Below are 26,708 nucleotides of genomic sequence, written 5' to 3' on the forward strand. Positions count from 1 at the left end.
CAACCATCGGTTGTGTATCAGGGTATTAGGGCAATATCAATAAAAACCTATCTTGGGCTCATTGTCTTGTCGTTGTCGAGACGTGTAGGCACCTGACGCCCGCTCAATCGACCGGCGGACTTGCCTCGCGGCTCCGCCGCGCGCCCGCAAAGTTCAGCAGGGCCTGCGCCACGAGGGCGTCGACGCCGCGCTCCGTCTGCGGGGTGCGGATCACCAGGCTGGTGATGGCGTCGGGGTGGTTTTTGCGCTGCTTCGGCGTGCGGGCGTGGTTGGAGATCCGGAGCGCGAAGGCGCAGCCCTCTGGCTTGAGGTAGAGGCTGTCGCCCCGGGTGTTGCGGGCCACGATGGCAAAGCCGTGGGCGATCACTCCGGCCACGGCCCGGTCCAGGGCCGCCTGGGGGGTGAGGAGGCTCACGACACCGCCGCCTGGGGCCCGCGCGCCCTCAGGGCCCGCGCCTTGAGCCGCAGGGCGGGCTTCTCGACGGCGACCCATGACGCGGCCGCCACGAGCCCGGTGAGCGCCAGGGCAGGGGGCAGCAGCAGCCAGGGCGCGGCCGCCGGCATCAGGGCGTGCAGGCTCTGCTGGATCGGCCAGCCGTAGAGGTAGATCCCGTAGGAGAGGTCGGCGCGCGGCTCCAAGGCCGGATGGGCCAGGGCCGGGCTCAGGGCCAGCCAGATCGCCCCGTAGGCCTCGGCGAGGAACAGGGTCGCCCGGTAGGGGGGCGTGCCCTGGAGAAGGGCGGCGGCCAGCGCCAAGGCGACGAGGGGCCAGGCCCGATGCCGGAGGCGGTCGCGCCAGAGGTAGAGGGCGGAGCCCGACGCGAACAGCAGGGGCAGGCGAAAGCGCGTCTCCGCGCCCTCGGACAGGTCGGGATGGAGGAATTCCGCCGCCGCCAGCCCCATGGCGAGGGCCGCCACGAGGGCCAGCGCCGGTCCGCGCCGCAGGAGGCCGAGGAGTCCGGCGACGAGCAGCCCGAGATAGCACAGCACCTCGTATTTCAGGGTCCAGACCGTGCCCAGCGGCGAGCGGTAGGGATTGTCCGGAAACACCCCCGGCAGGCTCGCGTTGCTCTTGAACGTCGTCAGGGTGTCGCGGATGAAACGCCACGGGCCGGGCTCGCTCAGGTATGCGGCCACGGGCAGGCGGGTGAGGGCGGGGCCGAGGATCAGGGTGACGATGAGGGTCGCGGCGATCACGCCCGGCAGGATGCGGAGGGTCCGGGCCAGGACGTAGTCGCGGGCCCCGCGCCGCTCCAGGCTCATGGCGACGAGGAAACCCGAGACGGCGAAGAACCCGTTTACCGCGTGCGCGCCCAGGGAAAATCCCGTCGCCCGGGCCAGGGGCTCGTCGAGGGGCTGCCCGCTGGTGACGCTGAAGGCGTGGGAGACGACCACGGCGGTGGCGAGGGCGAGGCGCAGGGCGGAGAAGCCATTGTGCGGCCGGGCCAGGGCCCGCCCGAAGGTGTTCGCGCTCACGCGGGCTCCTCGCGGTCCAATCCCTCGTGATCGAGGGCGGAGCGGCCGCGCAGGGCGGCCAGCGCCCCGGCCGCCGAGCCGCCGTAGCGCTCCCACAGGGCGCGGTGTCCGACGAGGCGGGCCAAGGCGGCCTTCGGCGCGTTGACGGCGAGCATGCCCGGGCTCGGATCGGACAGGCCGTATTTGGCGGAGACGTAGGCGCGTGACCACGCCTGATGCCAGCGGGTGCGGAACACCCGGCCGGGTTCCGGCGCCGAGGAGCGTCCGCGCCCGTGCAGGGCTTGCGCCCCGTGGACGTGAACGAGGGCATGGCCGGCATCGGCCACGCGCCGGCACAGGTCGTCGTCCTCGTAGAACAGGAACAGGTTCGGATCGAAGCCGCCGAGCGCCAGGAACAGGTCGCGCCGGATCATCAGGCAGGCGCCCGACAGGAACGGCGCGCAGGCGTCGCCCTCGGGCAGGGACCGTCTGCCCTTGCGGTTGGTGAGATAGGGGGCGAGCAGCGAGCGCGGCTGGTAGAAGAACCGCCCGTCCGGCTCCACGAGGCGGGGAGCCAGGAGTCCCGCATCCGGATAGGCGCGGGCGGCGACGAGCAGGGCGTCGACGGTGCCGGGCCGCAGGATCACATCGGGGTTGAGGACGAGGACGCGCTCGGCATGGGTGGCGGCCCCGACGCCGCGGTTGTTGGCCCGGCCGTAGCCTTCGTTGCGGGCGTTCCGCACCACCTGCGCGCCCGCCGCCTCGGCCACCGCCACGGACGCGTCCCGGCTGGCATTGTCGACGACCAGGGCCGGCACGTGCTCGGCGGCCAGCGCCGCGAGGCAGCCGGGCAGGGCGTGCGCGCTGTCATGGGTGACGACGATGGCGACGAGGCTCGGCACGGCTCGGCTACGTCTCCCGTGGTGGATGAGGCGCGACGCGATTCCCTCCCCCGGGCCGGGGGAGGGAGGGGGCGCCTAGGCGCTCTTCTCGGGCAGGTTGAGGCGGATGTGGAGTTCGCGCAGCTGCTTCGGCGTGGCCTCAGCGGGGGCGCCCATCATCAGGTCCTCGGCGCGCTGGTTCATGGGGAACAGCACCACCTCGCGCAGGTTCTGCTCGCCGCAGAGCAGCATGACGATGCGGTCGATCCCCGGCGCGATGCCGCCGTGCGGCGGGGCGCCGAGCTTCAGGGCGTTGAGCATGCCGCCGAACTTTTCTTCGAGTACGTCCTGGCCGTAGCCGGCGAGACCGAAGGCCTTCTCCATCACCTCGGGGCGATGGTTGCGGATGGCGCCCGACGAGAGTTCGGTGCCGTTGCAGACGATGTCGTACTGGAACGCCTTGATGTCGAGGATTTTTTTTGTGACATCGCCCTCTGGCAACCCAAGGTGCTGCTCTGCCTTAGCCGTATCGAGATCGAGCGCCAGGAACTCGTCCCGATCAAAATTCGGCATCGAGAACGGGTTGTGGGAGAAGTCGATCTTCTTGTCGTCCTCGTTCCACTCGTACATCGGGAAGTCGGTGATCCAGCAGAAGGCGAACTGGTCCTTGTCGGAGAGGTTCAGCTCGTCCGCGATGCGGATGCGGGCCTTGCCGGCCAGCGCCGCCGCCTTGGCCTCGGTGCCGGCGGAGAAGAACACCGCGTCGCCGGCCTTCGTCCCGGTCTTTTCGCGGATGAGGGCCTGGACCTCGGCGGGGATGAACTTGGCGATGGGGCCCTTGCCGGTGAGCACGCCGTCGACGTCCTCGAAGATGACGTAGCCGAGGCCGGGCGCGCCCTCGGCGCGGGCGAAATCGTTGAGCTTGTCGAAGAACGAGCGCGGCTGGGTCGCCGCGCCCGTCGCCGGGATCGCCCGGACCTTGCCGCCGGACGCGATCACGCCCTTGAACGCCTTGAACGCGACGTCGTCGCGCGAGAATTCGTCGGTGACGTCGGCGATGATCAGCGGGTTGCGCAGGTCCGGCTTGTCGACGCCGTATTTCAGCATCGACTCGGCGTAGGGAATGCGCGGGAATTCCCCCGTCACGCGCTTGCCGTCGGCGAATTCCTCGAAGACGCTGCGCAGCACCGGCTCCACGGACTGGAACACGTCCTCCTGGGTGACGAAGCTCATCTCGATGTCGAGCTGGTAGAACTCGCCGGGCGAGCGGTCGGCGCGGGCATCCTCGTCGCGAAAACACGGGGCGATCTGGAAGTAGCGGTCGAAGCCGGCGATCATCGTCAGCTGCTTGAACTGCTGGGGCGCCTGCGGCAGCGCGTAGAATTTGCCGGGATGGACGCGGGAGGGCACGAGGTAGTCGCGTGCGCCCTCCGGCGAGGACGCCGTGAGGATCGGGGTCTGGAACTCGAAGAACCCGCCCTCGCGCATGCGGCGGCGGAGCGAATCGATGATCGCGCCGCGCTTCATGATGTTGGCGTGAAGCTTGTCGCGGCGCAGATCCAGGAAGCGGTACTTCAGCCGCGTCTCCTCCGGGTACTCCTGGTCGCCGAACACCGGCACCGGCAGCTCGCCCGCGGGCCCGAGCACCTCGAGGTCGTCGATGTAGACCTCGATGGTGCCCGTGGGCAGGTCGGGGTTCTCGGTGCCGGCGGGACGGGTGCGCACGCGCCCGTCGATGCGGATCACCCATTCGGAGCGGGCGAGGTTCGCCCCCTGGAACGCCTTGGAATCCGAGTCCACCACGCATTGCGTGCGGCCGTAATGGTCGCGCAGGTCGATGAACAGCACGCCGCCATGGTCGCGGATGCGGTGGCACCAGCCCGAGAGGCGAACGGTCTGGCCGACGTCCGAGGGGCGGAGCGCCCCGCAGGTGTGGGTACGATAACGGTGCATGGCGGGCTCTATGGAATGAGCCCGGCACCATTCACGCGAGGGCGGGCAAGTCAAGGCGAGGCTGTCCGTCGCCGCGATCCACCATGGCTTCGAATCGTGCCCTCGCCTCCGGTGTCAACCTCCGATATAGCCGATTTTCATGGACCTCATCTCGACCACGCCGGCCCTGGCCGACGCCTGCACCCGTTTCGCCGCGCAGTCCTTCGTGACCGTCGATACGGAATTCATGCGCGAGACCACCTATTATCCAAAGCTCTGCCTCATCCAGATGGCGGGGCCGGACGGGTCGGGGGTGCTCGTCGATCCGCTCTCGCCCGACCTCGACCTCGCGCCGTTCTTCGCGCTGATGGCCGACGAGGGCGTGGTCAAGGTGTTCCACTCCGCCCGGCAGGACCTCGAGATCATCTGGCTGCTCGGCGGCCTGCTGCCGCAGCCGTTCTTCGACACGCAGGTGGCCGCCATGGTGTGCGGCTACGGCGATTCGGTCTCCTACGAGCAGCTCGTCAACGACGTGGCGAAGGCCAAGATCGACAAGTCCTCGCGCTTCACCGACTGGTCGCGCCGGCCCCTCTCCGACGCGCAGCTGACCTACGCCCTGTCCGACGTCACCCACTTGGTGAAGGTCTACGAGGTTCTGGCCGGCCAGCTCCTGTCCACCGACCGGGGCGAGTGGCTCGACGAGGAAATGAGCGTCCTCACCTCGCCCGAGACCTACCGGGCCGACCCGTCCCAGGCCTGGCGGCGTCTCGCCGGACGGATGCGCAAGCCCCGCGAGATCGCCGTGCTCATCGAGGTCGCCGCCTGGCGCGAGCGCGAGGCGCAGAGCCGCAACGTGCCGCGCGGGCGCATCCTCAAGGACGAGGCGGTGATCGACGTCGCTTCGTCGGCGCCGCGCAGCGTCGAGGCCCTGGGGCGCCTGCGCTCGATTCCCGCCGGGTTCGAGCGCTCGCGCACGGGCACCGACATCCTCGCCGCCGTCGAGCGTGGCTTCGCCCACGACCTCGCCGACATCGCCCTGCCGGAGCGCAGTCGCAGCCGGGGCGGCAACGGGGCCCTCGTCGAGCTTCTCAAGGTGCTCCTGAAGGCCGTGTGCGAGACCGAAGGCGTCGCTCCGAAGATCATCGCCACGGTGGACGATCTCGAAGCCATCGCCGACGACGACGCGGCCGACGTGCCCGTGCTGCACGGCTGGCGCCGGGCCCTGTTCGGCGAGAAGGCCCTGGCCCTCAAGGCCGGCCGCCTCGCCCTGTCCGCCGAGCGCGGGCGCGTGGTGGTGCGCGAACTGGATTGACGGTCGCCGGGCGGTCTGCGTCGAGGAGCGCGCGGTGGAGCTGAAATGGCTGGAGGATTTCCTCAGCCTCGCCGAGACCCGCAGCTTCTCCCGCTCGGCCGAGGCGCGCCACGTCACGCAATCGGCCTTCAGCCGTCGGATCCAGGCCCTGGAGCTCTGGCTCGGCGTCGGGCTCATCGACCGCAGCACCTACCCGACCACCCTGACCCCGGCGGGCAGGCGTTTTCGCGAGACCGCGGAGGAGACCGTGCGGATGCTCCACGCCAGCCGCGTGGATCTCCGCGCCGGCACCGGATCGGGCGGTCCGGTGGTGCGTGTCGCCGCCCTGCACACCCTGGCCCTGGCCTTCTTCCCCGCCTGGGTCCGGGCCGTCGAAGCCCGCACCGGCCCCATCGGGACGCGCCTGCTGCCGGACGATTTTCACAATTGCCTCCAGGCCATCGCCGAGGGCGGCTGCGACTTCCTCCTGACCTTCCATCATCCAGGCGTGCCGATCCTCCTCGACCCGGACCTCTATCCGCACCGCGCCGTCGGGGCGGACGGGCTGGTGGCGGTCCGCAGCCCGGCCCTGTCCGGGCCAGACGTGCCGCTCCTGGTTTATGCCGCCGACACCTTCCTCGGGCGCGTGAGCCTGTTCGCGCAGGCCGGGGGCGATGCCCCGCCGGGGCGGATCGTCCACACCAACCCCATGGCCGAGGCGCTGAAGGCCATGGCGCTCGAGGGGCACGGCCTCGCCTATGTGCCGCGCAGTCTCGTCGCCCGCGAACTCGCCGAGGGGCGGCTGGTCGCCGTGGGGGCCGACGTCCCCCTGGAGATCCGGCTCTACCGCAACCGCGCCCGGACCCGCGCCGCCGTCGAGGCGGTGTGGGCGGCGGCCGAGCCGTATTCGCCACCTTATTCGCCGACGGCATGAGGCGTTCCGATACGGCATTGGCCCTCGGCGCCACGCCGCGTCATGCCTCTTCCCGTCAGGCGATGGGGAGGGAACGATGCTGGGAATCCTCGGGGGCATGGGGCCGATGGCCACCGTGGACTTCATGCGCAAGCTCGTGGACGCCACCCCGGCGACGCGCGATCAGGACCATCCCGGCGCCCTGGTGCTCCAGGCCTCCGACATCCCCGACCGGACCCGGGCCATCCTCGGGGGCGGTCCCGATCCCCTGCCCGCCATGGCGGCGGGCCTGCGCCGCCTCGAAGCGGCGGGCGCCACCCGCATCGCGATCCCGTGCAACACCGCCCATCACTGGCACGCCGCGCTCCAGGCGCGGACGGCCCTGCCGATCCTGCACATCGTCGAGGCCGTGGCCGGCACGCTGCTCGCCCGGGGATATCGCGGCGGGTCCGTCGGGCTGCTCGCCACCAGCGGAACCCTCGCAGCCGGAATCTACCCCGAGCGCCTGGCCCGGCACGGCTTCGTCTGCGTGAGCCCTGCGGATCAGGACGCGGTGATGCGGGCGATCCGCCTCGCGAAGGCCGGGGCCGTGGCCGAGGCCGGCCTCATCCTGCGCGACCAGGCGCGCGGTTTGATCGCGGCCGGCTGCGGGCCGGTGGTACTCGCCTGCACGGAGATCCCCCTGGCCCTCGCCGCGTCCGGTGAGAACCTTGCCGATCCCCTTCTCGATGCCACCGAGGCGCTCGCCCAGGCCTGCATCAAGGCCTGCGATACGCCCGTGCGGCAGGCCGCGTAGCCTCGTCAGTTCGCCTTGGCGTCGATGGTGAGGCGGTCGAGGACGGCGGCCGGCGTCGGGGCGGCGCTGAATTCCAGCATGCCGATGCCGGTGCCGTTCTTGGGCCGGACGCTCAGGAACAGGGTGCCGGGCTTGGCCACGAACTGGCCCATGGCCGCGCCGATGGCCTTGGCGCCGGCCGAATTGCCGAGGATCGCCGGCACGCCGTAGAGGCTCGCCGTGGCGTATTCCTGCTTCAGCTCCTCGGGCTTGAGGCTGAGCACCTTGGACTGGGCCGCGATGAAGCGCTCGAACAGGCCGGTGTTCTCGATGGTGAGATCGAGGGCTTTCGCCGTGGCCGACAGCATGGCGAAGCCCGACACGCCCGCATCGGGATCGAACACCTCGGGGCCGATGCCGCCGAGCATGCCGTTGATCCGCACCGTGCCCATGTCCTTGCCCGAGATGGAGACCTCGCCGAGCTTGAGTTCCTTGGCCGCCGCGTCCCAGGCCGTGTCGGCCACCACGTTCAGATCGAGGTCGCGGTAGCCGTAGAGGCCGAGGGAGCCCAGACCGGGCACGCCGGCCACGGCGGAGGCCGGCAGGGTCAGGCCCGACAGGTTGACCCGTCCGGCCGTGGGGACGCCGTCGCGGGGGGCGCCGAAATTCATGGCGGCCGTGCGCAGGCCGACATGCATCGGCTCGGCCTTGACCGCCGGGTCCGGAGACTTGGCGCCCGGATCGCCCGTGAGATCGAGGCTGAGATCCGTGAGCGCCACCGTGCCGATCACCGGGGTGAGCCGGCGCAGGTCCTCGTCCGTAGCGTCGGGCATCGCCGCGAGCTTGCGCAGGGCGGCGATGGTGGGGGCGAGGGAGAAGCCGTTGAGCGACAGGCGTGCGAGCTTGGCGTCGATCCCGTTGCTCGTGAGGACCAGGTCCTCAAGGCTCGCATCCGAGCCGCCGACGAGGATGCGGCCGATGCCGAGGTTGAGCGGGGCGGGTCCCTTGGTATGCTGGATGCTCAGGCCGGTGGCCTCGAAACCGCCCAGGGTCACCGATTCGGCGAGGTCGGCGGCCGTGGCCGACAGCTTGGCCCGGGTGGCCGGCGGCGCTTCGGCGAGGCCGGGGGCGGTGAGCGCCTTGAGGGCGCCGGCCCAGGTGCCCGGCACCGGGCGGGCGCTGAGGTCGCGGCCCTGGATGCGGGCGAGCTTCACCGCCGTGCCGTTCGCATCGACGAAGGCGACGTCCGCGACGGAGAAGGCGCCGTAGATCCGCTGCGGAGCGGCCTTGCCGTCGCCGGGCTCGGCATAGAGCCGGGCCAGCGCCGCGAGATCGAGGTCGCTCGCCCGGAACGCGCCGTAGGAGCCGGCAGCCTTGTGGTCGCCCTCCGCGGCGAGCACGGCCCCGGTGGCGGTGAGCTCGGCGATCCGCCCGGCGCGGACGTCCTTGGCCACCACGTCGCGGTAGGTCACCGTCTCGCGGGCGCCCTCGATGCGGAGATCCGGAATCAGCAGGCTCGCGGCGTCGAGGCGGGTGAGGCGCGCCGCCACGGGCTCGGGGCCGGGCCGGAGCAGGGTGAGCAACTCGTCCTTCGACAGGCGCGTCCCGCCCACCGTGACGCGCGCGGCCTTCAGCACCGTGTCGCCCAGCGGCAGCACCACGTCCGTCAGGGCCACGTCCTGGACGGCGGAGGCCGCTTCCTGGGCCCAGGCGGGCCCCGGCTGCGCCGGCAGGCCGGCGCTCAGGAGAACGAGGACGCAGGCCGAGGCACCGGTCGCCCAGCGCAGGAGGGGGCGGCCTTTCGAGGGGGTCATGCGGTTTTCCGGATCGCTGGCGAACGGCGCTTCGAGGAGAGGGCGCATCCGTGCCGCGTTTCGGCGCCCGTGGCAAATGCCGGGTGGTCCGGCCGGGAGTGCCCTTACAGGGAGAACGAGGTGCCGCAGCCGCAGGAGGCGGTGGCGAGCGGGTTCTCGATCTTGAACGACTGGCCGATGAGGTCGTTGACGAAATCGATGACCGCGCCGCTCATGTACTCGAGGGACATGGGGTCGACGAGGACGGTGGCGCCGTCGCGCTCGATGGCGACGTCGTCGGAGGCCCGCGCCCGTTCGATGTCGAAGGCGTAGGAGAAGCCCGAGCAGCCGCCGCCGTTGACGCTGATCCGCAGGCTCGCGCCGGGGGGCTCGGCCCCCATGATCTCGTTGATGCGCTTCGCCGCGCGCGGGGTCAGGGTGATGTCGGCCATCGTGATGCTCGTCTCGTCGATTGCCAGGAACGCTCAGGCACACAAGATATGCGCGGCAGGCACGCGCTGCAACGCGGCGCGACGGGGGGATGACGTGCGGCACAACGGTGAGCGCTGGAGGGCGCCTTACGCGACGGACCCGGCCACGACGCGCGGGCGGCTCATCCCCGAGCCGTCCTCGCCGACGCGCAGCGATTTCCAGCGCGACCGCGACCGGATCATCCATTCCTCCGCGTTTCGCCGCCTCAAGCACAAGACCCAAGTCTTCGTGCACCATGAGGGCGACCATTACCGCACCCGCCTCACCCACACCCTGGAGGTGAGCCAGATCGCCCGGGCGCTGGCCCGCGCGCTCGGGCTCGACGAGGATCTCGCCGAGGCCCTCGCCCTCAGCCACGACCTCGGCCACACCTGCTTCGGCCATACCGGCGAGGATGCCCTGGACGCGCTGATGGCCGAGCATGGCGGCTTCGACCACAACGCCCAGGCCCTGCGCATCGTCACCCGCCTGGAGCGGCGCTACGCCGGCTTCGACGGGCTCAACCTCGCCTGGGAGACCCTGGAGGGCTTGGTCAAGCACAACGGCCCCCTGCTGGAGCCCGACGGGACGCCGACCCTGCGCTGGGCGGCCCGCGGCATACCGGCGGCGATCCTCGAATACGACGGCCTGAACAGCCTCGAACTCGCACGCTTCGCCGGGCCGGAGGCGCAGGTGGCGGCTTTGGCCGACGACATCGCCTACGACAGCCACGACCTCGACGACGGCCTGCGCGCCGGCCTGTTCGACCTCGCCGACCTGGAGGCCGTGCCGTTCCTCGCCGAGATCCTGGCCGAGATCGACGGCCTCCATCCCGGCCTCGACCCCTCGCGAAAAATTCACGAGCTGGCGCGGCGGGTGATCACCCGCTTCGTCGAGGACGTCATCGCCGAGGGCGGGCGCCGCATCGCCGCCCTGGCGCCCGGCGACGTCGCCGCCATCCGCGCGGCGTCCGCCCCCGTCATCGCCTTTTCGCCGGCTATCGCGGCGGCGGATGCGGCGATCAAGACCTTCCTGTTCGCGCGCATGTACCGCCATCCCGGCGTTCTGGCCGTGCGCGCCAAGGCCGACATCATCGTCGCCGACCTGTTTTCCCGGTTCACCGCCGAGCCCGGCGCCATGCCCGACGAATGGTCGGCGGGACTGGAGGGGGCGGGCGAGGGCCGCGTCGCCCGGCGGGTCGCCGACTACATCGCCGGCATGACCGACACCTACGCGGTCCTCGCCCACAGGCGCCTGTTTCCGACGACGCCCGACCTGCATTGGAGCCCCGAGAGCAAGGGGCTGCCGCTCGCCGAGCCGTGACACCCGTGCCCCCGGTTGGTATGCCCCCCTCTTGAGGCGTGGGCCGTCGTGACGCGGCGGCCGTCGCGAGCGGAAACCGATCACCGATGAACATCTTCGCCACCTTCGAGGCGCGCGTGCGCGCGGCCGTGCAGGGCCTGATCCGGGCCGGACAGCTGCCCGAGGGGCTCGACCTGTCGCGCGTGGTGGTGGAGCCGCCCCGCGACGCGAGCCACGGCGATCTCGCCACCAACGCCGCCCTGGTGCTGGCCAAGGAAGCCAAGACCAACCCGAAGGTCCTCGGCGAGGCCCTGGCGGCGGCGCTGCGCCAGGACCCGGACGTGGTCGAGGCCAGCGTCGCCGGCCCCGGCTTCATCAACCTGCGCCTGGCGCCGGGCCTGTTCCACGCCGTGGTGCGGGCGGCCTTGAGCGAAGGCGACGCCTACGGGCGCGGCGCCATGCCGGGGGCGCAAGGCCCCGCGGGCAAGGCCAACATCGAGTACGTCTCCGCCAACCCCACGGGGCCGATGCATGTCGGCCATGGGCGCGGAGCGGTGTTCGGCGACGCGCTCGCCAACCTCCTCGTCGCCTCCGGGCGCGACGTGACGCGGGAATACTACATCAACGATGCGGGCGCGCAGGTCGACGTCCTCGCCCGCTCCGCCTTCCTCCGATACCGCGAGGCGCTCGGCGAAGACGTCGGGCCGATGCCGGAGGGACTCTATCCGGGCGACTATCTGGTGCCCGTGGGGAAGGCGCTGGCCGAGAAGCACGGGCGTGCCCTCCTGGATCAACCGGAAGCCGAATGGCTTCCCACCATCCGCGCCTTCGCCATCGATGCGATGATGGACCTGATCCGGGGCGACCTCGCCCGCCTCGGCATCCATCACGACGTATTCTTCTCGGAAGCCACCTTGAAGGAGGCCGTGCCCGTCCTGCTGGCGGAGTTGCGTGAGAAGGGCCTCGTCTACGAGGGCCGCCTGCCGCCGCCCAAGGGCCAGCTGCCCGAGGATTGGGAGGACCGCGAGCAGACCCTGTTCCGCACGGTGGAGTTCGGCGACGACGTCGACCGGCCGCTCCTGAAGTCCGACGGCTCGTTCACCTACTTCGCCTCCGACATCGCCTACCACCGCGACAAGATCAGGCGCGGCGCCACCGACCTCATCGACGTGCTCGGGGCCGACCACGGCGGCTACGTCAAGCGCATGCAGGCGGCGGTGAAGGCGGTGAGCGGCGGCGCGGCGACCCTCGACGTCAAGCTGTGCCAGCTCGTGCGGCTGTTGCGAGCGGGCGAGCCCGTGAAGATGTCCAAGCGCGCCGGCGAGTTCATCACCCTGGCCGAGGTGGTGGACGAAGTCGGGCGCGACGCGATCCGCTTCATGATGCTCTACCGCAAGAACGACGCGACCCTGGATTTCGACCTCGCCAAGGTGGTCGAGCAGTCCAAGGACAACCCGGTCTTCTACGTGCAGTACGCCCATGCGCGCTGCTTCTCGGTGTTCCGCCAGGCCCGGGACGCCATGCCGGGCGAGGATTTTTCGCGGGACGGCCTGCTGCGCGAGGCCGACCTCGCCCTGCTCACCGATTCCGGCGAGGCCGAGATCATGCGGCTCATCGCCCAGTATCCGCGCGTGATCGAGGCGGCGGCCGGAGCGCACGAGCCGCACCGCGTGGCGTTCTACCTCTACGAGCTCGCGAGCTCGCTGCATGGTTTCTGGAACAAGGGCAAAGACTTGCCGCAATTACGGTTTGTTAATCCAACCGACCGAAACTCGACACGGGCCCGATTGGCCCTCGTCGAGGCATTGCGGGGCGTGATCGCCTCCGGCCTCGCGGTGTTGGGCGTCACCGCGCCGGACGAAATGCGGTGAGGTGACCGCGGCGTGAAGGGGAATGCTGCCATGACGACGAACGCTTCGCGAGCGACGGTCGATTTCGACGCCTTCGCGCGTGATCTGCAGCAGCCTCAGGGGCCCGCTCCGCAAGGGGGGCCATCGCAGGGGCAGCCCATCCGCGCGCCGCAGGCCCACGCCAAATCCGATCCGCTTGCCGAACTCGCCCGCATCGTCGGCCAGGACGATCCGTTCCGTGCCATCCTCGAAGCCCGCGACGCGCGGTCCGATGCGGCCGCGGGCCGGCGCATCGAGCCGAGCTTCGTCGACGCGCCGGCGCAGGCCCAGTCCTACGCCCAGGCCCATCGGCCGGCCGCCGCGTCCTCGCCTACGGACGCCTTCGATCAGTATCTCGCCTCCGTGGAGCAGGACCCCTATCCGAGCCACGGGGCCGAATCCGCGCCCCAGGCCGAGCAGGACGCCTTCGCCTCCGGGGAGCGCCCCGTCCAGGACCGGCCGCGCCAGCGCAGCCGCCTCGTCTCCGTCGGCGCCGGCCTCGGCGTCCTCGCCGTCTGCATCACCGGCGGCCTCGCCTGGCGCGGCCTTCATTCCGGCGGCGGCAACAGCGGTGGCGTGCCTACCATCCTGGCCGATACCGCGCCCCTGAAGATCGCGCCGCAGAAGGCCGACGGCGTCGAGATTCCCGACCAGAACAAGCAGATCTACGACCGCACCGCCAAGGACGGGCAGATCCGCATCGTCAACCGCGAGGAGCAGCCCCTCGACGTGGCGCAGGCCGCCCGCTCGGCCCAGCGCACCGAGGGCGGCGCGACGCCGGGAAGTGCCGCGGGCACCACCGGCGGCGCCGGCCCGCAGCAGACCGGCACCCTCACGGAATCCCTCGGCGAACCGCGCCGGGTCCGCACCGTCTCGGTCAAGCCCGACACGCCCGTCCCGCCGCCGCAGGCGGAGGTGGCCGAGACCGCGCCCACCTCCGTGATCCCGACCATGACCCTGCCGGGCGCCTCCGCCGAGGGCACCACGCCCGCTGGGTCCCTGCGCCCCCGTACCGCGCGGGTGTCCGCACCCCTGTCGACGCCGATCCCGATGGCCGCGTCCGTGGCCGAGGCGCCAGCGCCCGAGCCCGTCGTCCCGGCGCCGGCACCGCGCGTCAAGGCGCCCCAGCGCGTCGCGGCCGTGGCACCCGAGACCACCGCCGCCGTGAGCCCGCCGGCCGCGACCGTCGCGGAGTCGCCGGCACCCGCCGCCGGCTCCTTCTCGGTCCAGCTCGGCGTGCGCACCAGCGCCGGCGAGGCCCAGGCCGCCTTCAAGCAGATGCAGGGTAAATACGCCCAGCTCGCCGGACAGCCGGCCCTGATCCGCCAGGCCGAGGTCAACGGCAAGACCCTTTATCGCGTCCGCGTCGGGCCCCTCGGCAAGAACGAGGCGACGAGCCTGTGCACCCAGCTCCAGGGCGCCGGCGGCCAGTGCTTCGTGGCCAAGAACTAAAACAGCCGAGAACCAAGGCCGCCTAAGGCTCGGCCGCACGGCCCCGGCGCGCCGCCTCGACGGCGTTTCGCCGGGGCCGGCGACCGGCATTCCGGACACATCGCAGGACGCGTTTTCCCATGACCACCCGTGCCCTGATCCTCGGTTGCGCCGGCAAGTCCCTCTCGGCCGAGGAGACGGCGTTCTTCCGTGACGTGGCGCCCTGGGGCTTCATCCTGTTCAAGCGCAACATCGGCACGCCCGACGAGGTCCGGGCGCTGACGCGGGCCCTGCGCGACACCGTGGGCCGTGCCGACGCGCCGATCCTCATCGATCAGGAGGGCGGCCGGGTGCAGCGCATGGGACCGCCGCACTGGCCGGCCTATCCGGCCGGCGGCCGTTTCGGGCGCCTCGACGGTTCGGCCACCGCCATGGCGGGGCTCGGCGCCCGGCTCATGGCACACGATCTCGCGAGCGTCGGCATCAACGTCGACTGCGCCCCCGTCCTCGACGTGCCCGTGGCGGGCGCCCACGACGTCATCGGCGACCGGGCCTACGGCACCGTTCCGGGGCGCGTCGCCGAGATCGGCCGCGCTGTGGCGCAGGGCCTGATCGAGGGCGGCGTGCTGCCGGTGATGAAGCACATCCCCGGTCACGGCCGCGCCGGATGCGACAGCCACAAGGGTCTGCCCGTGGTTGAGGCCGACCTCGTCACCCTCACGGAACAGGATTTCGCGCCGTTCCGGGCGCTGGCCGATCTGCCCATGGCCATGAGCGCCCACGTGGTCTTCACCGCCCTCGATCCGGACCATCCGGCGACCCAGTCGGCCATGGTCATCGAGCGGGTGATCCGCGGGATCATCGGCTTCGACGGCCTCCTGATGACCGACGACCTGTCCATGCACGCCCTCCAGGGCAGCTTTCGCGGGCGCACCGAGGCGGCGTTCGGCGCCGGCATCGATGTCGGACTGCATTGCAACGGCGACCTGTCCGAGATGCGCGGCGTCGCCGAGGGCGCCCCGGACCTCGCCGGTGCCGCCTTGCGCCGGGCGCACGACGCCTTGGCCCGCCTGCCGGCCCAGGCGCCGGCGTTCGACGTGCGCGAGGCCCGCGCCCGGTTCGAGGCCGCCCTGGCCGCCTGAGCTTGGTTGCGTAAGAGGGCGCCGCCCGGTGCCGCGCGGCATTCCGCCCCGTTCCGGCACCGCGGCGGCCCGTGGAGCCCATCCCGCCATCCCGGCGATAAGGGTGTTGGAATCCCGCACGGTTCTTGTGCTGGGGCGGCGCGATCCCTAGGTTCGCCCAAACTGGATCACACGCGTGGGTGCCGTGCGGGCTTCGAGCCCTCCGGCGCGGGAGGTTGCCATGGGCAGCATGAGTATCTGGCACTGGATCATCGTCGCCGGCATCGTGATGCTGCTGTTCGGGCGGGGCAAGATCTCCGACCTGATGGGCGACGTCGCCAAGGGCATCAAGGCGTTCAAGAAGGGCATGGCCGAGGACGAGGCCCCCACCGCCGTGCCGCCGCCGAGCGCCGGCGAGCCCGTGCGGACCCTGCCGCATCAGGGCGAGCCGGCGACCGCCAACCCCGTTGCCGCCGACCGCAAGGTCGTCTGAGGCGCGAGGGTTTCTCTTAGCCGGGACGGTGCGGGGCCATGAGGGTCCCGCGGCCACCCGGCGCGGGGTCTGGCGGAACCCCGCGCGACCTGCGATAGGCAGCCCGCCGTCACCGGCATCGCGCGAGCGCGGGACAGTCCACGAATGTTCGACATGAGTTGGGGCGAGGTGATGCTGATCGGCGGCGTCGCCCTCATCGTCATCGGTCCGAAGGACCTGCCCAAGGCCCTGCGCACGGTCGGGCAGATCACGACCAAGATGCGCCGCATGGCCGGCGAGTTCCAGTCGCAGTTCAACGAGGCCGTCCGCGAGGCCGAGTTCGACGAGATCCGCCGTGAGGTCGATGGCGTCCGCAAGTCCGCCGGGACCATGGGGCCGGTGTTCAATCCGGTCCAGACCATTCGCGACGAGATCAAGGGCGCCGTCGACGGCCACACCAAGACCACGCCGTCGCCGACCCAGCCGCTGGCCAACGTCGCCGCCCAGCTCGCCGAGACCGATCCGGTGCCGCCCCCCGGGCCGGTCCCGTCCGGCTACGAGGCGGCGGCCCGTGACCTCGCCCGGCGCGAGACGCCCGCCGAACCCCTCGCTTCCCCGCCGCCCGCCGAGACGCCGGACCTTCCGGTCCCGGCCCAGATTTCGGCCCCGGCCAAGACACAGCCTGATTCCGCCCCATGACCAATGCGACGGATGACGCCGACATCGAGGCGTCGCGGGCCCCGCTCCTCGATCATCTCATCGAACTGCGGTCCCGGCTCATCAAGTCGCTGGCCGCCTTCGTGGTGATGTTCTTCGCGTGCTTCTTCGTCTCGCGGCACATCTACAACATCCTCGTCTGGCCCTACGTCTCCGTGGTGGGCGCCGAGAACGCCAAGCTCATCGCCACGCACTTCCTCGAGCAGGTGTTCACCAACATCAAGCTCAGCGTGTTCGGCGCCGGCTTCCTGGCATTTCCGGTGATCGCGACGCAGATCTACGCCTTCGTGGCGCCGGGGCTCTATCGCAACGAGCGTCAGGCCTTCCTGCCCTACCTCGTGGCGACGCCGGTGTTCTTCATCCTCGGCGCCCTGGTGGTGTTCTTCCTGGCGATGCCGCTGCTCATCCAGTTCTCGGTGTCCCTGCAGCAGATCGGCCAGCCGGGGGAGGCGACCATCGCCCTGCTGCCGAAGGTGGACGAGTACCTCTCCCTTATCATGACGCTGATCTTCGCCTTCGGAATCGCGTTCCAGCTGCCCGTAATCCTGACCCTGCTCGGCCAGGTCGGCATCATCGACGCGGCGTTCCTTCGCGAAAAGCGCCGCTACGCCATCGTCCTCGTCTTCGTGGTCGCCGCCGTGCTGACGCCGCCGGACGTGATCTCGCAGCTCTCCCTCGCGATCCCGATGATCCTGCTCTACGAGGCCTCGATCTTTTCCGTGGGCCGTGTCGAGCGGATGCGTGCGGCTAAGCGCAAGGCCGAGGGGCTTGAGCCGTAGGGCACGGCGGACCGGCCCTGGCCCCGCCCTTGTCGCGCTGGCGCCGATGCTGCAAAGCCTCGTCGTCTGTTCAGAAGCCTGCGCCCGAGCGACCCCATGCACGACATCCGCGCCATCCGCGAGACTCCGGACGCTTTCGACGAGGCCCTGCGCCGTCGTGGGCTGGCACCGCTCTCGGCCGAGCTGATCGCTCTGGATGATGCGCGCAAGGGTGCGACGTCGGCGGCGCAGGCCAATCAGGAGCGCCGCAACGCCCTTGCGAAGGAGATCGGCGGCGCGAAGAAGGCCGGGGACGAAGCCCGTGCGACCGAGCTCATGGAAGAAGTCGCCCGCCTGAAGGACGCGGCGCCGGGGCTGGAGACGGCGCAGGCGCAAGCCGGCGCGCTCCTCGACGAGAAGCTCGCCGCGATCCCGAATCGCCCGAACCCCGACGTGCCCGAGGGGACGGACGAGCACGGCAACGTCGAGTACCGCCGGTTCGCGGCGATCCGCCCGCAGCTCGCCACGGGACAGCAGCATTTCGAGATCGGCGAAGCCTCCGGGCTGATGGATTTCGAGGCGGCCTCGAGGATGTCGGGTGCGCGCTTCGTCGTGCTCAAGGGCCAGCTCGCCCGGCTGGAGCGGGCGCTTGGCCAGTTCATGCTCGACCTGCACACGGGCGAGCACGGCTACACCGAGGTGGCGCCGCCCCTCATGGTGCGCGACGAGGCGATGTTCGGCACGGCGCAATTGCCGAAGTTCCGCGACGACCAGTTCGCGGTGCGGGAGCACTGGCTCATCCCCACGGCCGAAGTCCCGCTGACCAACCTCGTCCGCGAAAGCATCGTTCGCGACGAGGAGCTTCCCCTGCGCTTCACTGCCCTGACCCCGTGTTTTCGCGCAGAGGCGGGCTCGGCGGGCCGGGACACGCGCGGCATGCTGCGCCAGCACCAGTTCAACAAGGTCGAGCTCGTCTCGATCACGACGCCCGAGCAATCGGCGAGCGAGCACGAGCGCATGCTCGGCTCGGCCGAGGCCGTGCTGAAGAAGCTCGATCTGCCCTATCGGATCATGACGCTGTGCACCGGCGACATGGGATTCGCGAGCCAGAAGACCTACGACATCGAGGTCTGGATGCCGGGCCAGGAGACCTTTCGCGAGATCTCGTCCTGCTCGGTCTGCGGCGACTTCCAGGCGCGGCGGATGAACGCGCGCTTCCGGGCGGGCAAGGCGGTGAACTACGTCCACACCCTCAACGGCTCGGGGGTGGCGGTGGGCCGCGCCCTCATCGCCGTGATGGAGAACTACCAGAACCCCGACGGCAGCGTCACGGTGCCGTCGGCACTGAAGGCCTACATGGGCGGGATCGACCGGATCGAGGGACACAGGGTCTGATGCGCATTCTCGTCACCAACGACGACGGCATTCACGCGCCGGGGCTCGAGACCCTGGAGGGGATCGCCCGGGCCATCTCCGACGACGTCTGGGTGGTGGCGCCCGAGACCGACCAGTCCGGCGTCTCGCACTCGCTCTCGCTCAACGATCCCCTGCGCCTGCGCGAAATCTCCGAAAAGCGTTTCGCCGTGAAGGGCACGCCGTCCGATTGCGTGATCATGGGGGTGCGCCACATCCTCAAGGATCACGGGCCGGACCTCGTCCTGTCGGGGGTCAACCGCGGCCAGAACGTCGCCGAGGACGTGACCTACTCGGGCACCATCGCGGCGGCCATGGAGGGCACGATCCTCAACGTGCGCTCCATCGCCCTGAGCCAGGCCTACGGGGCCGGCGGCCGCGGCGCGATCAAGTGGCACTGCGCCGCCGAGCACGGCCCGGGGGTCGTCCGCAAGATCCTGGAGATCGGGATCGAGCCCGGCATCGTCGTCAACGTCAACTTCCCCGATTGCGAGCCGGGGGAGGTCCAGGGCACTTCGGTCACCGCGCAGGGGTTCCGCAACCAGGCTCTGCTCGCCATCGACGCGCGCCAGGACGGCCGCGGCAACCCGTATTTCTGGCTCGCCTTCGCCAAGGCGACGTTCCAGCCGGGGAACGGCACCGACCTCAAGGCCATCGCCGAGAAGCGCATCTCGGTGACGCCCCTGCGCCTCGATCTCACGGACGAGCCGAGCCTGACCCGATTCGCGCAGGGTTTTGCCGGCTGAGCAGGGCTTCGCGGGCTGAGACCGACACCGCCATGACGACGGACGGCTCCATCGAGGCGGCGGCCTTCGTCATGGCCCTGCGGGGGCGGGGGGTGCGCGACACCGACACCCTGCGAGCCCTGGAGCGGGTGCCGCGCGAGCGCTTCGCCCCGGCCCATCTGCGCGACCTTGCCCGGCGCGACCTCGCCCTGCCGCTGCCCTGTGGGCAGACCATGACCGCGCCGAGCGTCATCGCCACCATGCTGACGGCCCTCGGCGCCCGCCCGGGCATGCGCCTCCTCGAAATCGGCACGGGGTCGGGCTACGTCACGACCCTGCTGCTGCGGCTGGGGGCCGCCCATGTCCACAGCCTCGAGCGCTACGCCGTGCTGGCCGAAGATGCCCGAAGCGCCCTCCTGCCCGAGGACCGGGTGCGGGTTACCCTCGCCACGGGCGACGGCCTCGATCCGGCCTGCCTGCCCGAGGGACGCTTCGACCGCATCCTCCTCAACGGCGCCCTGTCAGACCTGCCACCGCACCTTTTCGCGGCCCTGGCGCCGGGCGGTCGCCTCGTCGGGGCGCTGGGCACGGCGGAGGCGGCACGCCTCGTCGTCGTCGCGGTCGGGACGGATGCGGCCATCCAGGAGCGGACCGGGGACCGGTTGCGCCTGGGCTCCCTGACGCCGGGGCGCGCCCGCGTCCTGTAACGGGGCAACCGAATGGTTCCGAACCGCCGACAACGTGGTGAATCGGAACGGTTGTTTAACCTGAATCCCGTTTGAATGACGTCATCAAGTTGCGTCAGGTCAGACAGGTGCGTCGATGCGGGTTCGCGGGACTGGTCGAGGGTTGAAGACGCTGTCGCGCTTCGCGCTCATCGGAGTGATTGGGGGCGGTGCGGCCGCCTGTTCGTCGGATGCGTCGCGCTTGGGCGACCCGTTCGGCAATCCATTCGCCTCCAACGTGGCGAGCGAGCCCGCCGCCACGGGAAGTCTTCCGGACGGGGAGATCGCCCCGGCCCCGGTGGTGCGCACGAGCCGCATCCAGTCCCAGGCGCTGGGTGCGCCCGGGGTGGCGATGTCGCCGCGCCCCATGGCCGCCGCGCCGCAGGCCGCGCCCGTGCAGACGAGTCGCCTCGCCTCCACGGAGCCCGTCTCCGGCATGGTGTCGGGCTTGAACCCGGATGCGGGCCGCGCCATGACCACCCGCAGCGTACCGGCCGCCCCGATGCCGAAGGCCATCGACCGCGTTGCCGAGCGCAAGGCCGCCGAGGCCGCGGCGCTCGCCGCCCGCAAGGAGGCCGAAGCCGAGAAGATCGCCGAGGCCCGTCGCGCCCTCGAGGCCGGCAAGGTCGCCGAGCGGAAGGCCGCCGAGGCCAAGGCTGCGGATGCCCGGAAGCTCGTCGACGCGAAGAAGCTCGTCGAGACCCGCAAGGCCGAGGCCGCCAAGGCGGTGGCCGACGCCAAGAAGGCGCATCCGCGCCCCGGCCAGACCGTCGCCAAGGCGGACGACAAGCCCGTGCGCAAGATCGAGATCAAGGAGGCCAAGGCCGACGCGAAGTCCGAGCCGAAGGTGGATGCCGCCAAGGTGAAGGCCGAGGCGAGCAAGGAGGCCGCCAAGGACGCGGCGAAGAAGGCCGCCGAGGCCGAGGCCAAGCTCGCCAAGCTCGAGGCCGCCAAGGCGTCCAAGCAGGTGGCCGACGCCAAGGCCGCCGAGGCCGCGGCCAAGGAAGCCGCCAAGGAATCCGCCAAGGCGCCCGTGAAGGTCGCCGCCGTCGAGGCGCCGAAGGCCGAGCCAGCCAGCACCGGGTCGGTGGCGTCCGACGCCTCGTTCCGCTGGCCCGCCAAGGGCCGGGTGATCTCGGGCTACGGCTCGTCGGGCAACGAGGGCATCAACATCTCGGTGCCCGAGGGAACGGCGGTCAAGGCAGCCGAGGACGGCACCGTGGCCTACGCCGGCTCCGACGTGAAGGGTTACGGCAAGCTCGTCCTCGTGCGCCACACCAACGGCTACGTCTCGGCCTACGCCCATAACGGCGAGCTCGACGTCCGCCCCGGTGAGAAGGTCAAGCGCGGCCAGACCATCGCCAAGTCCGGCGCCTCCGGCAACGTGACCTCGCCCCAGCTCCACTTCGAGATCCGCAAGGGCGCGACCCCCGTCGATCCGATGCCGCACCTCGCGAGCAACTGAAGCAACCCGCAAGGGGTGACACGAAGAACGGCGGCTCCCCGGGGAGCCGCCGTTCTTCGTTTCAGGAGAGAGGGTGCAGGGTCAGCGTAGAAAATCGCCGAAGGACCGGGGACCGTCGGGCACGGGAATCTCCTTCGTCACCTTGAGGGTGCCGGCGTCGACGAGGCTGAGGGTGTTGGAGCCCCAGTTCGCCACCACGAGGCCGGTGCCGTCGCGGGTGGCGGCGATGCCCTCGGGGTGGTCGCCGACCTCGATGGCCGCGACGTTGGTGAGGGTCTGGAGGTTGAACACGCTCACCGTGCCCGCATATTGGTCGGTGACGAAGCCGCGGTTGCCGGCGAGCGCCACCACGTAGGGCCGTTCGCCCGTGGTCACCCGGCCGACCTCCGTGCCGGCGGCGACGTCGATGACCGAGACGTCGTTCGAGGTGACGTTGGCGGTGTAGGCCCGCAACCCGGCCGCATCGAGGGTGAGGCCGAACGGATGCCGGCCCACGGGAATCGTGCGCTTCAGGGCGAGGGTCGCGGCATCGACGATCGATACCGAATCGCCCTCGCGGTTGGCGACCAGGATGGTGGCGCCGTCCGGCGTCACGGCGATGCCGGAGGGCGATGCGCCGACCTGGAACTCGGTCTCGAGGCGGGACCCGTCGGCGGGCACCACGAACACCCGGCTGCCGTACCAGTCGGCGACGTAGACCAGGCCGGTCTTGGGATTCACGGCGATGCCGAGCGGGCCGCCGGGGAGCGCCAGGGTGGTGGTGACGGTGCGGGTGACGAGATCCACCACGGCGAGGCCCGGCCCCTCCGGGCGGGTGACATAGGCGGTCTTGCGGTCGGGCGAGAGGGCGATGCCGGCGGGCGCGCCGTCGAGGGCGATCTGGCCCACCACCGCGCCGGCGTCGAGATCGACGATGGCCAGCGCGTTGGCGCCCTGCGCCGTGATCAGGGCCTCGTCGGCGCGTGCCGGGGCGGCCATCAGCGCCAGGACGAGGAGGAGAGGGCCGGCGCGCGGCCGGCCCTTCCGTGTTGCGTACTGGGAGCGGAAGCCGCTCAAGAACCGCTCTTCTCGACCTTGGCCTTGAGGGCGTCGAGGCCCGTGCGGTAGAGGCCGCGCACGGCCTTCTGGGCGGCCTCGTCGTTGAGCTCCGCCGGCGGATCGTTGTTCATGTAGCCGCGGTAGAACGCGCCGTCCCACGACACCTTGGTCTTGCCGCCGGCATCCTCGACCTTGAGGGTGGACGAGTAGTCGTTCACCGGCAGGGTCTTCACGTCGACCTTGGTGATCCGGTACGAGTAGCTCATCTTCTCGGCGGAGTACTTGTACAGCTCCTCGTCCACCGTGGCGCCGCCCTTGAGGGTCAGGGTGCGGGTGGCCTTGATCTCATTGCCGCCCTTGCCCTCGGTCTTCTCGACCGGAGGCAGCCAGCTCATGTCCTGGAAGTTCGAGATCACGGCCCAGACCTTATCCGGGGCGGCGTTGATCTCGACGGTCTCCTCAACCTTCTTGCGGGTTGGGCCGTGCGCCTGGGCGCCGAACGAGACGAGGGCGAGGGCCGCCGCCGTCGTGAGTGCCAAAAACTTCATCGGGTCGTCTCCTCGGGAACACACACTCTTAAGGTGCTGCGGGGGGCTTATCGAGGATGCGGTCGCTGCGCCCCAGGGCGGCGGCGACCTTGTCCTCGATCCAGTCCCAGGCCTCGCGCTCGGCGGGCCCGGCGGTCTTGGTGATCGCGATGGCGTGGTAGCGCATCTCGGTCAGAATCTTGTCGGGCTCCAGCATGTGGAGGCGGGTCGAAAGGATCGCCGCCTCCAGGACGGCGGCCTGGGCCCGGTTGTAGCCGAAGAACGGGATGTGGGCGGCGGCATACACCATCCGCCCCCGATAGCGCGGACGGGTCTCGTCCGGTTCCACGGCCACCACCTCGAATTCGGCGTGGCCGAAGCTGTCGGCGAGCCGCCGGCCGGGAATCCGGTCGCAGGGCAGGGTCGCCCAGTCGCGCCGTCCGGTGACGGCGCCGGCGATGACCCGGACGTCGCTCGGGCTCGACGCGGCGAAGACTGGGCTGGATTCGAGGTTGAGGATGGTGGGCGACGGCCGGAACGGGGCCAGCACCCACTCCGCCCCGTCCTGGATCAGGCCGAACGGCACGAGGTGCAGGTCGCCGGCGGGCGACGTGGTGGTGACGATGGTCTCGAGGATCAGGGGCACGGGCTCACGCCTTCCCGGCCGGCACGGGTTTTTCCGCAGGCACGAGTTTTTCTGCCGGGACGAGCTTTTTTGCTGGGACGAGCTTGCCGCAGACGATGCGGGCCCCGGCATCCGGGGGCGTCTCGGAGACCGTCCCGGCGGCCGATGTCTCGCCCGGTTCCGCGGTCTCGGGCCGGCCCGCATCGGCCTCGGGCGACGTGCGGTCGCGCGTCGTCCCGTCCGGGCCGGAATGCTTGGTGTGCCCGGCCTTCTTGAACGCGGTGGTGTCCTCGACCTCGGCGTCGGCGGCCGCACCCCAGGCCAGGGCCTCGTCCTGCACGTAGCGCTTGCCGAGCCGCCAGGCGGTCTCGGCCTTGGTCAGCTCGCCGCCGAGGTAGAAGGCGTGGGCGCCGTCCTGGGCGACGTCGAGGTCGGGGAAGAACGCCATGGCGTCGGTGCCGATGGAATGGGTGTCGCGGTTGAACACGTGGATGCCGTCCTCCGCGACCGCGATGCGGTAGTTCGGGTCCTTCACCTCGGCCGCCTGGGCCGCGATCTCGTCCGGGGTCTGCACATAGGGGCGCTTGTCGTGGAGCGCCAGGAGGGAGCGGCCGTAACCTTTCGGCAGGGCCGAATCCGCCTTGGCCGCGTACATCACCCGGCGCGCCGCGTCGTGCTCCTCCACCGTGCGGCGGGTGTGGTTCGAGACCTGGACGATGAGCACGTTGCGGATGGCGAGTTCCGAGCACATGCCGACGAGGAGTGCGGTCACCCCGAGGCTGTCGGCCTCCGTGAGTTCGGTGAGGTTGCCGGTGCCCATCATCATCTCGATGCCGGGCCAGCGGCGGCGGGTCTCGTGATAGCGGGTGATGGATTCGACGAAGCCGAAATGGATCGGCTCGAGGATGGGGTCGGCCATGTAGGGGCGCCCCGCCTTCTCCATCCGCTCGATGGCCCGGTCGAGGGAGGCGAGGTCGTCGGGCCGCACGGGGACGAGGACCGGCACCGCGTCGGTCTCGAAGGCGAGATCGAGGGTGTCCTCGTTGAGGCTGAGCAGAAAGTCGGCCCCCGCCTTGGCGCCGCGGTTGAGTTCGTCCAGGGAGAACGAATCGACGCTGACCTTGAGGCCCGCGCCCTTCAGGAGGCGCACGCAGTCCTCGAGGTGGGGAAATTCCGTGTCGGGCAGGCCGCCGAGGTCGATGACGTCGGCGCCCCGGCGGGCGAGGTCGAGGCCCTTCGCGAGGATCTGGTCGGGATTCATCTTCGAGGCGTCGACGATCTCGGAGAAGATCCGCAGGTCGTGGCGCGACAGGTCCACCTTCCGACCGGCGAGGCCGAGATAGGCGGGCAGATCGACGATCTCGTCGGGGCCGCGCTCCACCGGCAGGCCGAAATGCCGGGCCAGGGCCTCCGGGTTCGCCCGGCACCGGCCGGGCAGGACGATGCGGGTGGCGCCCTCCGGAATCGTCACCCGGCGGCGGATGATCTCCTCCGTCATCAGGGCCGCGACCTTCACCCCGGCATCGGCGATGCTCCAGGCGAAGCGCTCGGCCGGGAGCGTGGCGGCGACCTTTTCGAGGCGCGCCTTGGCCATGCGGCCGGTGATGAAGACGAGGTGCTCGGGGGCGCTCATGCGGCGTCCCGCATGTCCGAGGGACCGCGCAGGACGATGGCACCCGCGTAGCGCGCCGCGAAGGCCGGGAAGGCGGCATCGACGAGGCCGAGGCGGGCGAGGTCCTCGGGTTGCACTCCGATGGGCACGAGGGCGGATTTCACCAGGACGCAGCGCGGCGCCCGCCAATGCGTGGCGAGCCACACGGCGAGGCTGTCCGAGGTGACGGCCCAGGTCTCGGGGATGTCGGGATGCCCGGCCTTGAGGATGACGGGGTCCCAGACCGGGACGCCGCCCCGGGCGAGGATCGCCCATGCCGCATCCCCCTTCGTCGCGATGCGCAGGCGCGGCTCGAGCTCCGAGAAGATCTCGGCCACGCGGCCCATGGCGTCGAGGGCGAGGCGGTGGGCCAGGGCATCGCCGAAGCCCAGGGCCGCCTGGGAGGTCCGCACCGCCTCGGCGAACGGGCCGCCGCCGGGGACCACCACGCAGGGGCCGTCCCGGCCGTCCGCGAGGCCGGCCAGGACGCCGCGCAGGCGAGGGGCATCGGACAGGAGGCTGCCGCCGACCTTCACAACCGTGAGTTCGGAGCTCATGCGGCGTCCCGCCGGGCATGGGCGCGCAGGGACCGGACGGCCTCCGCCACCCGGGTCGGATCGAGGCCCTTCGTGCGATCGCTGTCGCGGCACAGGCCGCCCCGGAAGCCGAGATAATGCGCGCCGAGACTCCCGAGGGGCTCGATGTCGCCGAGGGCGAGGGAGCCAGCGAGGCCCGAGACGAGGCCGTGCCGGCGGCAGGCGCGGGTGAAGGCCGCCAGGGTCCGGGCCGGCAGGAGGTCGGGCAGGCGGCGTCCGTCCTTGGTCGCCGTGTCGATCATGGCGCCGACGAAGCCGGCTGCCGCCAAGCGCGCCACGAGGCCAGGGGCGGGGTCGTGCCCGGCGAACAGCACGGCGATGAGCCGGCCGGGCGCGGCCGCGGCGGCCTCCGTCAGGGCCGCATCGGAGAATTCGGGGCGCACGGCGACCTTGACGTAATCCACCCCCGTGGCGGCCATGGCGGCGACGTGAGCGGCCAGCGCAGCCGCGTCCGCCGGCTCGCCCGCCACCGCACTGGTGACGGCGCGGCCCGCGACGCGGGCGACGAGGGCACGGACGGTCGCGACGGGGAGGGCGCCGAGGGCGCCGCGCGCCGGGTCCTTGGCATCGACGAGGTCGGCACCCGCGAGCGCGGCCGCGAGCGCCTCGTCGGCGTCGCGCACGCTCACGAGGAGGCGCGGTGCGGTCTCGTCTTGATCGAAGGGGGAGGGCGTCAACACGACGGATTCGACTCGCTCGGACTGGTGTTGATCGTCGGCGCGCGGACGGTGTCCCGCGCGGG

General features: G+C 71.1%; 26 protein-coding genes. 14 read left to right on the forward strand and 12 right to left on the reverse strand.

Annotation, left to right across the window (positions count from 1 at the left end; all coding sequences use genetic code 11):
• Window positions 1-103: 103 nt before the first annotated feature.
• The 4 genes from ASF28_RS18385 to aspS form a co-directional block, all read right to left on the reverse strand.
• Entirely contained in the window at window positions 104-415 is a 312-nt protein-coding gene (locus ASF28_RS18385) for a hypothetical protein (protein WP_056096081.1), read from the reverse strand.
• The gene (locus ASF28_RS18390) at window positions 412-1,476 is read right to left on the reverse strand and encodes an acyltransferase family protein (protein WP_056096084.1); all 1,065 of its coding nucleotides are present in this window, start codon (window positions 1,474-1,476) and stop codon (window positions 412-414) included. The genes ASF28_RS18385 and ASF28_RS18390 overlap by 4 nt, the downstream gene beginning before the upstream one ends.
• Window positions 1,473-2,357 (reverse strand): glycosyltransferase family 2 protein, encoded by an 885-nt coding sequence (locus ASF28_RS18395; protein WP_056096085.1) that lies wholly within the window; start codon window positions 2,355-2,357, stop codon window positions 1,473-1,475. The genes ASF28_RS18390 and ASF28_RS18395 overlap by 4 nt, the downstream gene beginning before the upstream one ends.
• 75 nt (window positions 2,358-2,432) lie before the next feature.
• Window positions 2,433-4,289 carry an aspartate--tRNA ligase gene (gene aspS, locus ASF28_RS18400; RefSeq protein ID WP_056096088.1) on the reverse strand — a complete coding sequence of 619 codons (1,857 nt, stop codon included), beginning with the start codon at window positions 4,287-4,289 and terminating at the stop codon, window positions 2,433-2,435.
• 139 nt (window positions 4,290-4,428) lie between these two features.
• On the opposite strand from aspS, the gene rnd reads away from it, so the two are divergent.
• The 3 genes from rnd (at window position 4,429) to ASF28_RS18415 (ending at window position 7,268) form a co-directional block, all read left to right on the forward strand.
• Entirely contained in the window at window positions 4,429-5,580 is a 1,152-nt protein-coding gene (gene rnd, locus ASF28_RS18405) for a ribonuclease D (RefSeq protein ID WP_056096091.1), read from the forward strand.
• 34 nt (window positions 5,581-5,614) lie between these two features.
• Entirely contained in the window at window positions 5,615-6,493 is an 879-nt protein-coding gene (locus ASF28_RS18410; protein WP_056096095.1) for a LysR family transcriptional regulator, read from the forward strand.
• Between the two features lie 76 nt (window positions 6,494-6,569).
• Window positions 6,570-7,268 (forward strand): aspartate/glutamate racemase family protein, encoded by a 699-nt coding sequence (locus ASF28_RS18415; RefSeq protein ID WP_056096098.1) that lies wholly within the window; start codon window positions 6,570-6,572, stop codon window positions 7,266-7,268.
• A gap of 5 nt (window positions 7,269-7,273) precedes the next feature.
• Here the strand turns inward: ASF28_RS18415 and ASF28_RS18420 are convergent, their stop codons facing one another.
• On the reverse strand, window positions 7,274-9,061 hold the full coding sequence (locus ASF28_RS18420; RefSeq protein WP_056096428.1) for a hypothetical protein: 1,788 nt from the start codon (window positions 9,059-9,061) through the stop codon (window positions 7,274-7,276).
• Between the two features lie 104 nt (window positions 9,062-9,165).
• Window positions 9,166-9,492: a HesB/IscA family protein gene (locus tag ASF28_RS18425; RefSeq protein ID WP_056096100.1), complete on the reverse strand. Its 327-nt coding sequence runs from the start codon at window positions 9,490-9,492 to the stop codon at window positions 9,166-9,168.
• 94 nt (window positions 9,493-9,586) lie between these two features.
• On the opposite strand from ASF28_RS18425, the gene ASF28_RS18430 reads away from it, so the two are divergent.
• The 11 genes from ASF28_RS18430 (at window position 9,587) to ASF28_RS18480 (ending at window position 21,529) form a co-directional block, all read left to right on the forward strand.
• Window positions 9,587-10,834 carry a deoxyguanosinetriphosphate triphosphohydrolase gene (locus tag ASF28_RS18430; RefSeq protein WP_056096104.1) on the forward strand — a complete coding sequence of 416 codons (1,248 nt, stop codon included), beginning with the start codon at window positions 9,587-9,589 and terminating at the stop codon, window positions 10,832-10,834.
• A gap of 86 nt (window positions 10,835-10,920) precedes the next feature.
• Window positions 10,921-12,684, forward strand: a complete 1,764-nt coding sequence (gene argS, locus ASF28_RS18435; RefSeq protein WP_056096106.1) for an arginine--tRNA ligase — start codon at window positions 10,921-10,923, stop codon at window positions 12,682-12,684.
• A gap of 30 nt (window positions 12,685-12,714) precedes the next feature.
• Window positions 12,715-14,154 (forward strand): SPOR domain-containing protein, encoded by a 1,440-nt coding sequence (locus ASF28_RS18440; RefSeq protein ID WP_056096109.1) that lies wholly within the window; start codon window positions 12,715-12,717, stop codon window positions 14,152-14,154.
• Window positions 14,155-14,273: 119 nt separating this feature from the next.
• A complete protein-coding gene (gene nagZ, locus ASF28_RS18445; protein WP_056096111.1) occupies window positions 14,274-15,275 on the forward strand; it encodes a beta-N-acetylhexosaminidase in 1,002 nt (333 codons plus the stop codon).
• 220 nt (window positions 15,276-15,495) lie between these two features.
• Window positions 15,496-15,747, forward strand: coding sequence for a twin-arginine translocase TatA/TatE family subunit (locus tag ASF28_RS18450; protein ID WP_056096112.1), 252 nt, complete (start codon window positions 15,496-15,498; stop codon window positions 15,745-15,747).
• Between the two features lie 144 nt (window positions 15,748-15,891).
• Window positions 15,892-16,425, forward strand: a complete 534-nt coding sequence (tatB, locus tag ASF28_RS18455; protein WP_056096115.1) for a Sec-independent protein translocase protein TatB — start codon at window positions 15,892-15,894, stop codon at window positions 16,423-16,425.
• A complete protein-coding gene (gene tatC, locus ASF28_RS18460) occupies window positions 16,422-17,222 on the forward strand; it encodes a twin-arginine translocase subunit TatC (RefSeq protein WP_056096118.1) in 801 nt (266 codons plus the stop codon). Before tatB ends, tatC begins: the two co-directional genes overlap by 4 nt.
• Before the next feature lie 96 nt (window positions 17,223-17,318).
• Window positions 17,319-18,596, forward strand: coding sequence for a serine--tRNA ligase (gene serS, locus ASF28_RS18465; protein WP_056096121.1), 1,278 nt, complete (start codon window positions 17,319-17,321; stop codon window positions 18,594-18,596).
• Window positions 18,596-19,360, forward strand: coding sequence for a 5'/3'-nucleotidase SurE (surE, locus tag ASF28_RS18470; protein ID WP_056096123.1), 765 nt, complete (start codon window positions 18,596-18,598; stop codon window positions 19,358-19,360). Before serS ends, surE begins: the two co-directional genes overlap by 1 nt.
• Before the next feature lie 32 nt (window positions 19,361-19,392).
• On the forward strand, window positions 19,393-20,046 hold the full coding sequence (locus tag ASF28_RS18475; RefSeq protein ID WP_056096125.1) for a protein-L-isoaspartate O-methyltransferase family protein: 654 nt from the start codon (window positions 19,393-19,395) through the stop codon (window positions 20,044-20,046).
• 115 nt (window positions 20,047-20,161) lie between these two features.
• Window positions 20,162-21,529 carry a murein hydrolase activator EnvC family protein gene (locus ASF28_RS18480; RefSeq protein ID WP_056096128.1) on the forward strand — a complete coding sequence of 456 codons (1,368 nt, stop codon included), beginning with the start codon at window positions 20,162-20,164 and terminating at the stop codon, window positions 21,527-21,529.
• 81 nt (window positions 21,530-21,610) lie between these two features.
• Here ASF28_RS18480 and ASF28_RS18485 read toward each other — a convergent pair whose 3' ends face one another.
• From ASF28_RS18485 to ASF28_RS18510, 6 genes are all read right to left on the reverse strand, one after another.
• Complete coding sequence (locus tag ASF28_RS18485; protein WP_056096430.1) at window positions 21,611-22,507, reverse strand: beta-propeller fold lactonase family protein; 897 nt, start codon at window positions 22,505-22,507, stop codon at window positions 21,611-21,613.
• Window positions 22,508-22,581: 74 nt separating this feature from the next.
• Window positions 22,582-23,115 carry an SRPBCC family protein gene (locus ASF28_RS18490; protein WP_056096131.1) on the reverse strand — a complete coding sequence of 178 codons (534 nt, stop codon included), beginning with the start codon at window positions 23,113-23,115 and terminating at the stop codon, window positions 22,582-22,584.
• Window positions 23,116-23,143: 28 nt separating this feature from the next.
• The gene (locus ASF28_RS18495) at window positions 23,144-23,740 is read right to left on the reverse strand and encodes a DUF447 domain-containing protein (RefSeq protein ID WP_056096134.1); all 597 of its coding nucleotides are present in this window, start codon (window positions 23,738-23,740) and stop codon (window positions 23,144-23,146) included.
• Between the two features lie 4 nt (window positions 23,741-23,744).
• Window positions 23,745-25,352, reverse strand: a complete 1,608-nt coding sequence (locus ASF28_RS18500; RefSeq protein WP_056096137.1) for a DUF6513 domain-containing protein — start codon at window positions 25,350-25,352, stop codon at window positions 23,745-23,747.
• Window positions 25,349-25,927: an amino acid kinase family protein gene (locus ASF28_RS18505; RefSeq protein WP_056096141.1), complete on the reverse strand. Its 579-nt coding sequence runs from the start codon at window positions 25,925-25,927 to the stop codon at window positions 25,349-25,351. Before ASF28_RS18505 ends, ASF28_RS18500 begins: the two co-directional genes overlap by 4 nt.
• Complete coding sequence (locus tag ASF28_RS18510; protein ID WP_244475080.1) at window positions 25,924-26,646, reverse strand: (5-formylfuran-3-yl)methyl phosphate synthase; 723 nt, start codon at window positions 26,644-26,646, stop codon at window positions 25,924-25,926. Before ASF28_RS18510 ends, ASF28_RS18505 begins: the two co-directional genes overlap by 4 nt.
• Window positions 26,647-26,708: the final 62 nt, after the last annotated feature.

This window comes from Methylobacterium sp. Leaf99, assembly GCF_001422375.1.
GTDB lineage: Bacteria > Pseudomonadota > Alphaproteobacteria > Rhizobiales > Beijerinckiaceae > Methylobacterium.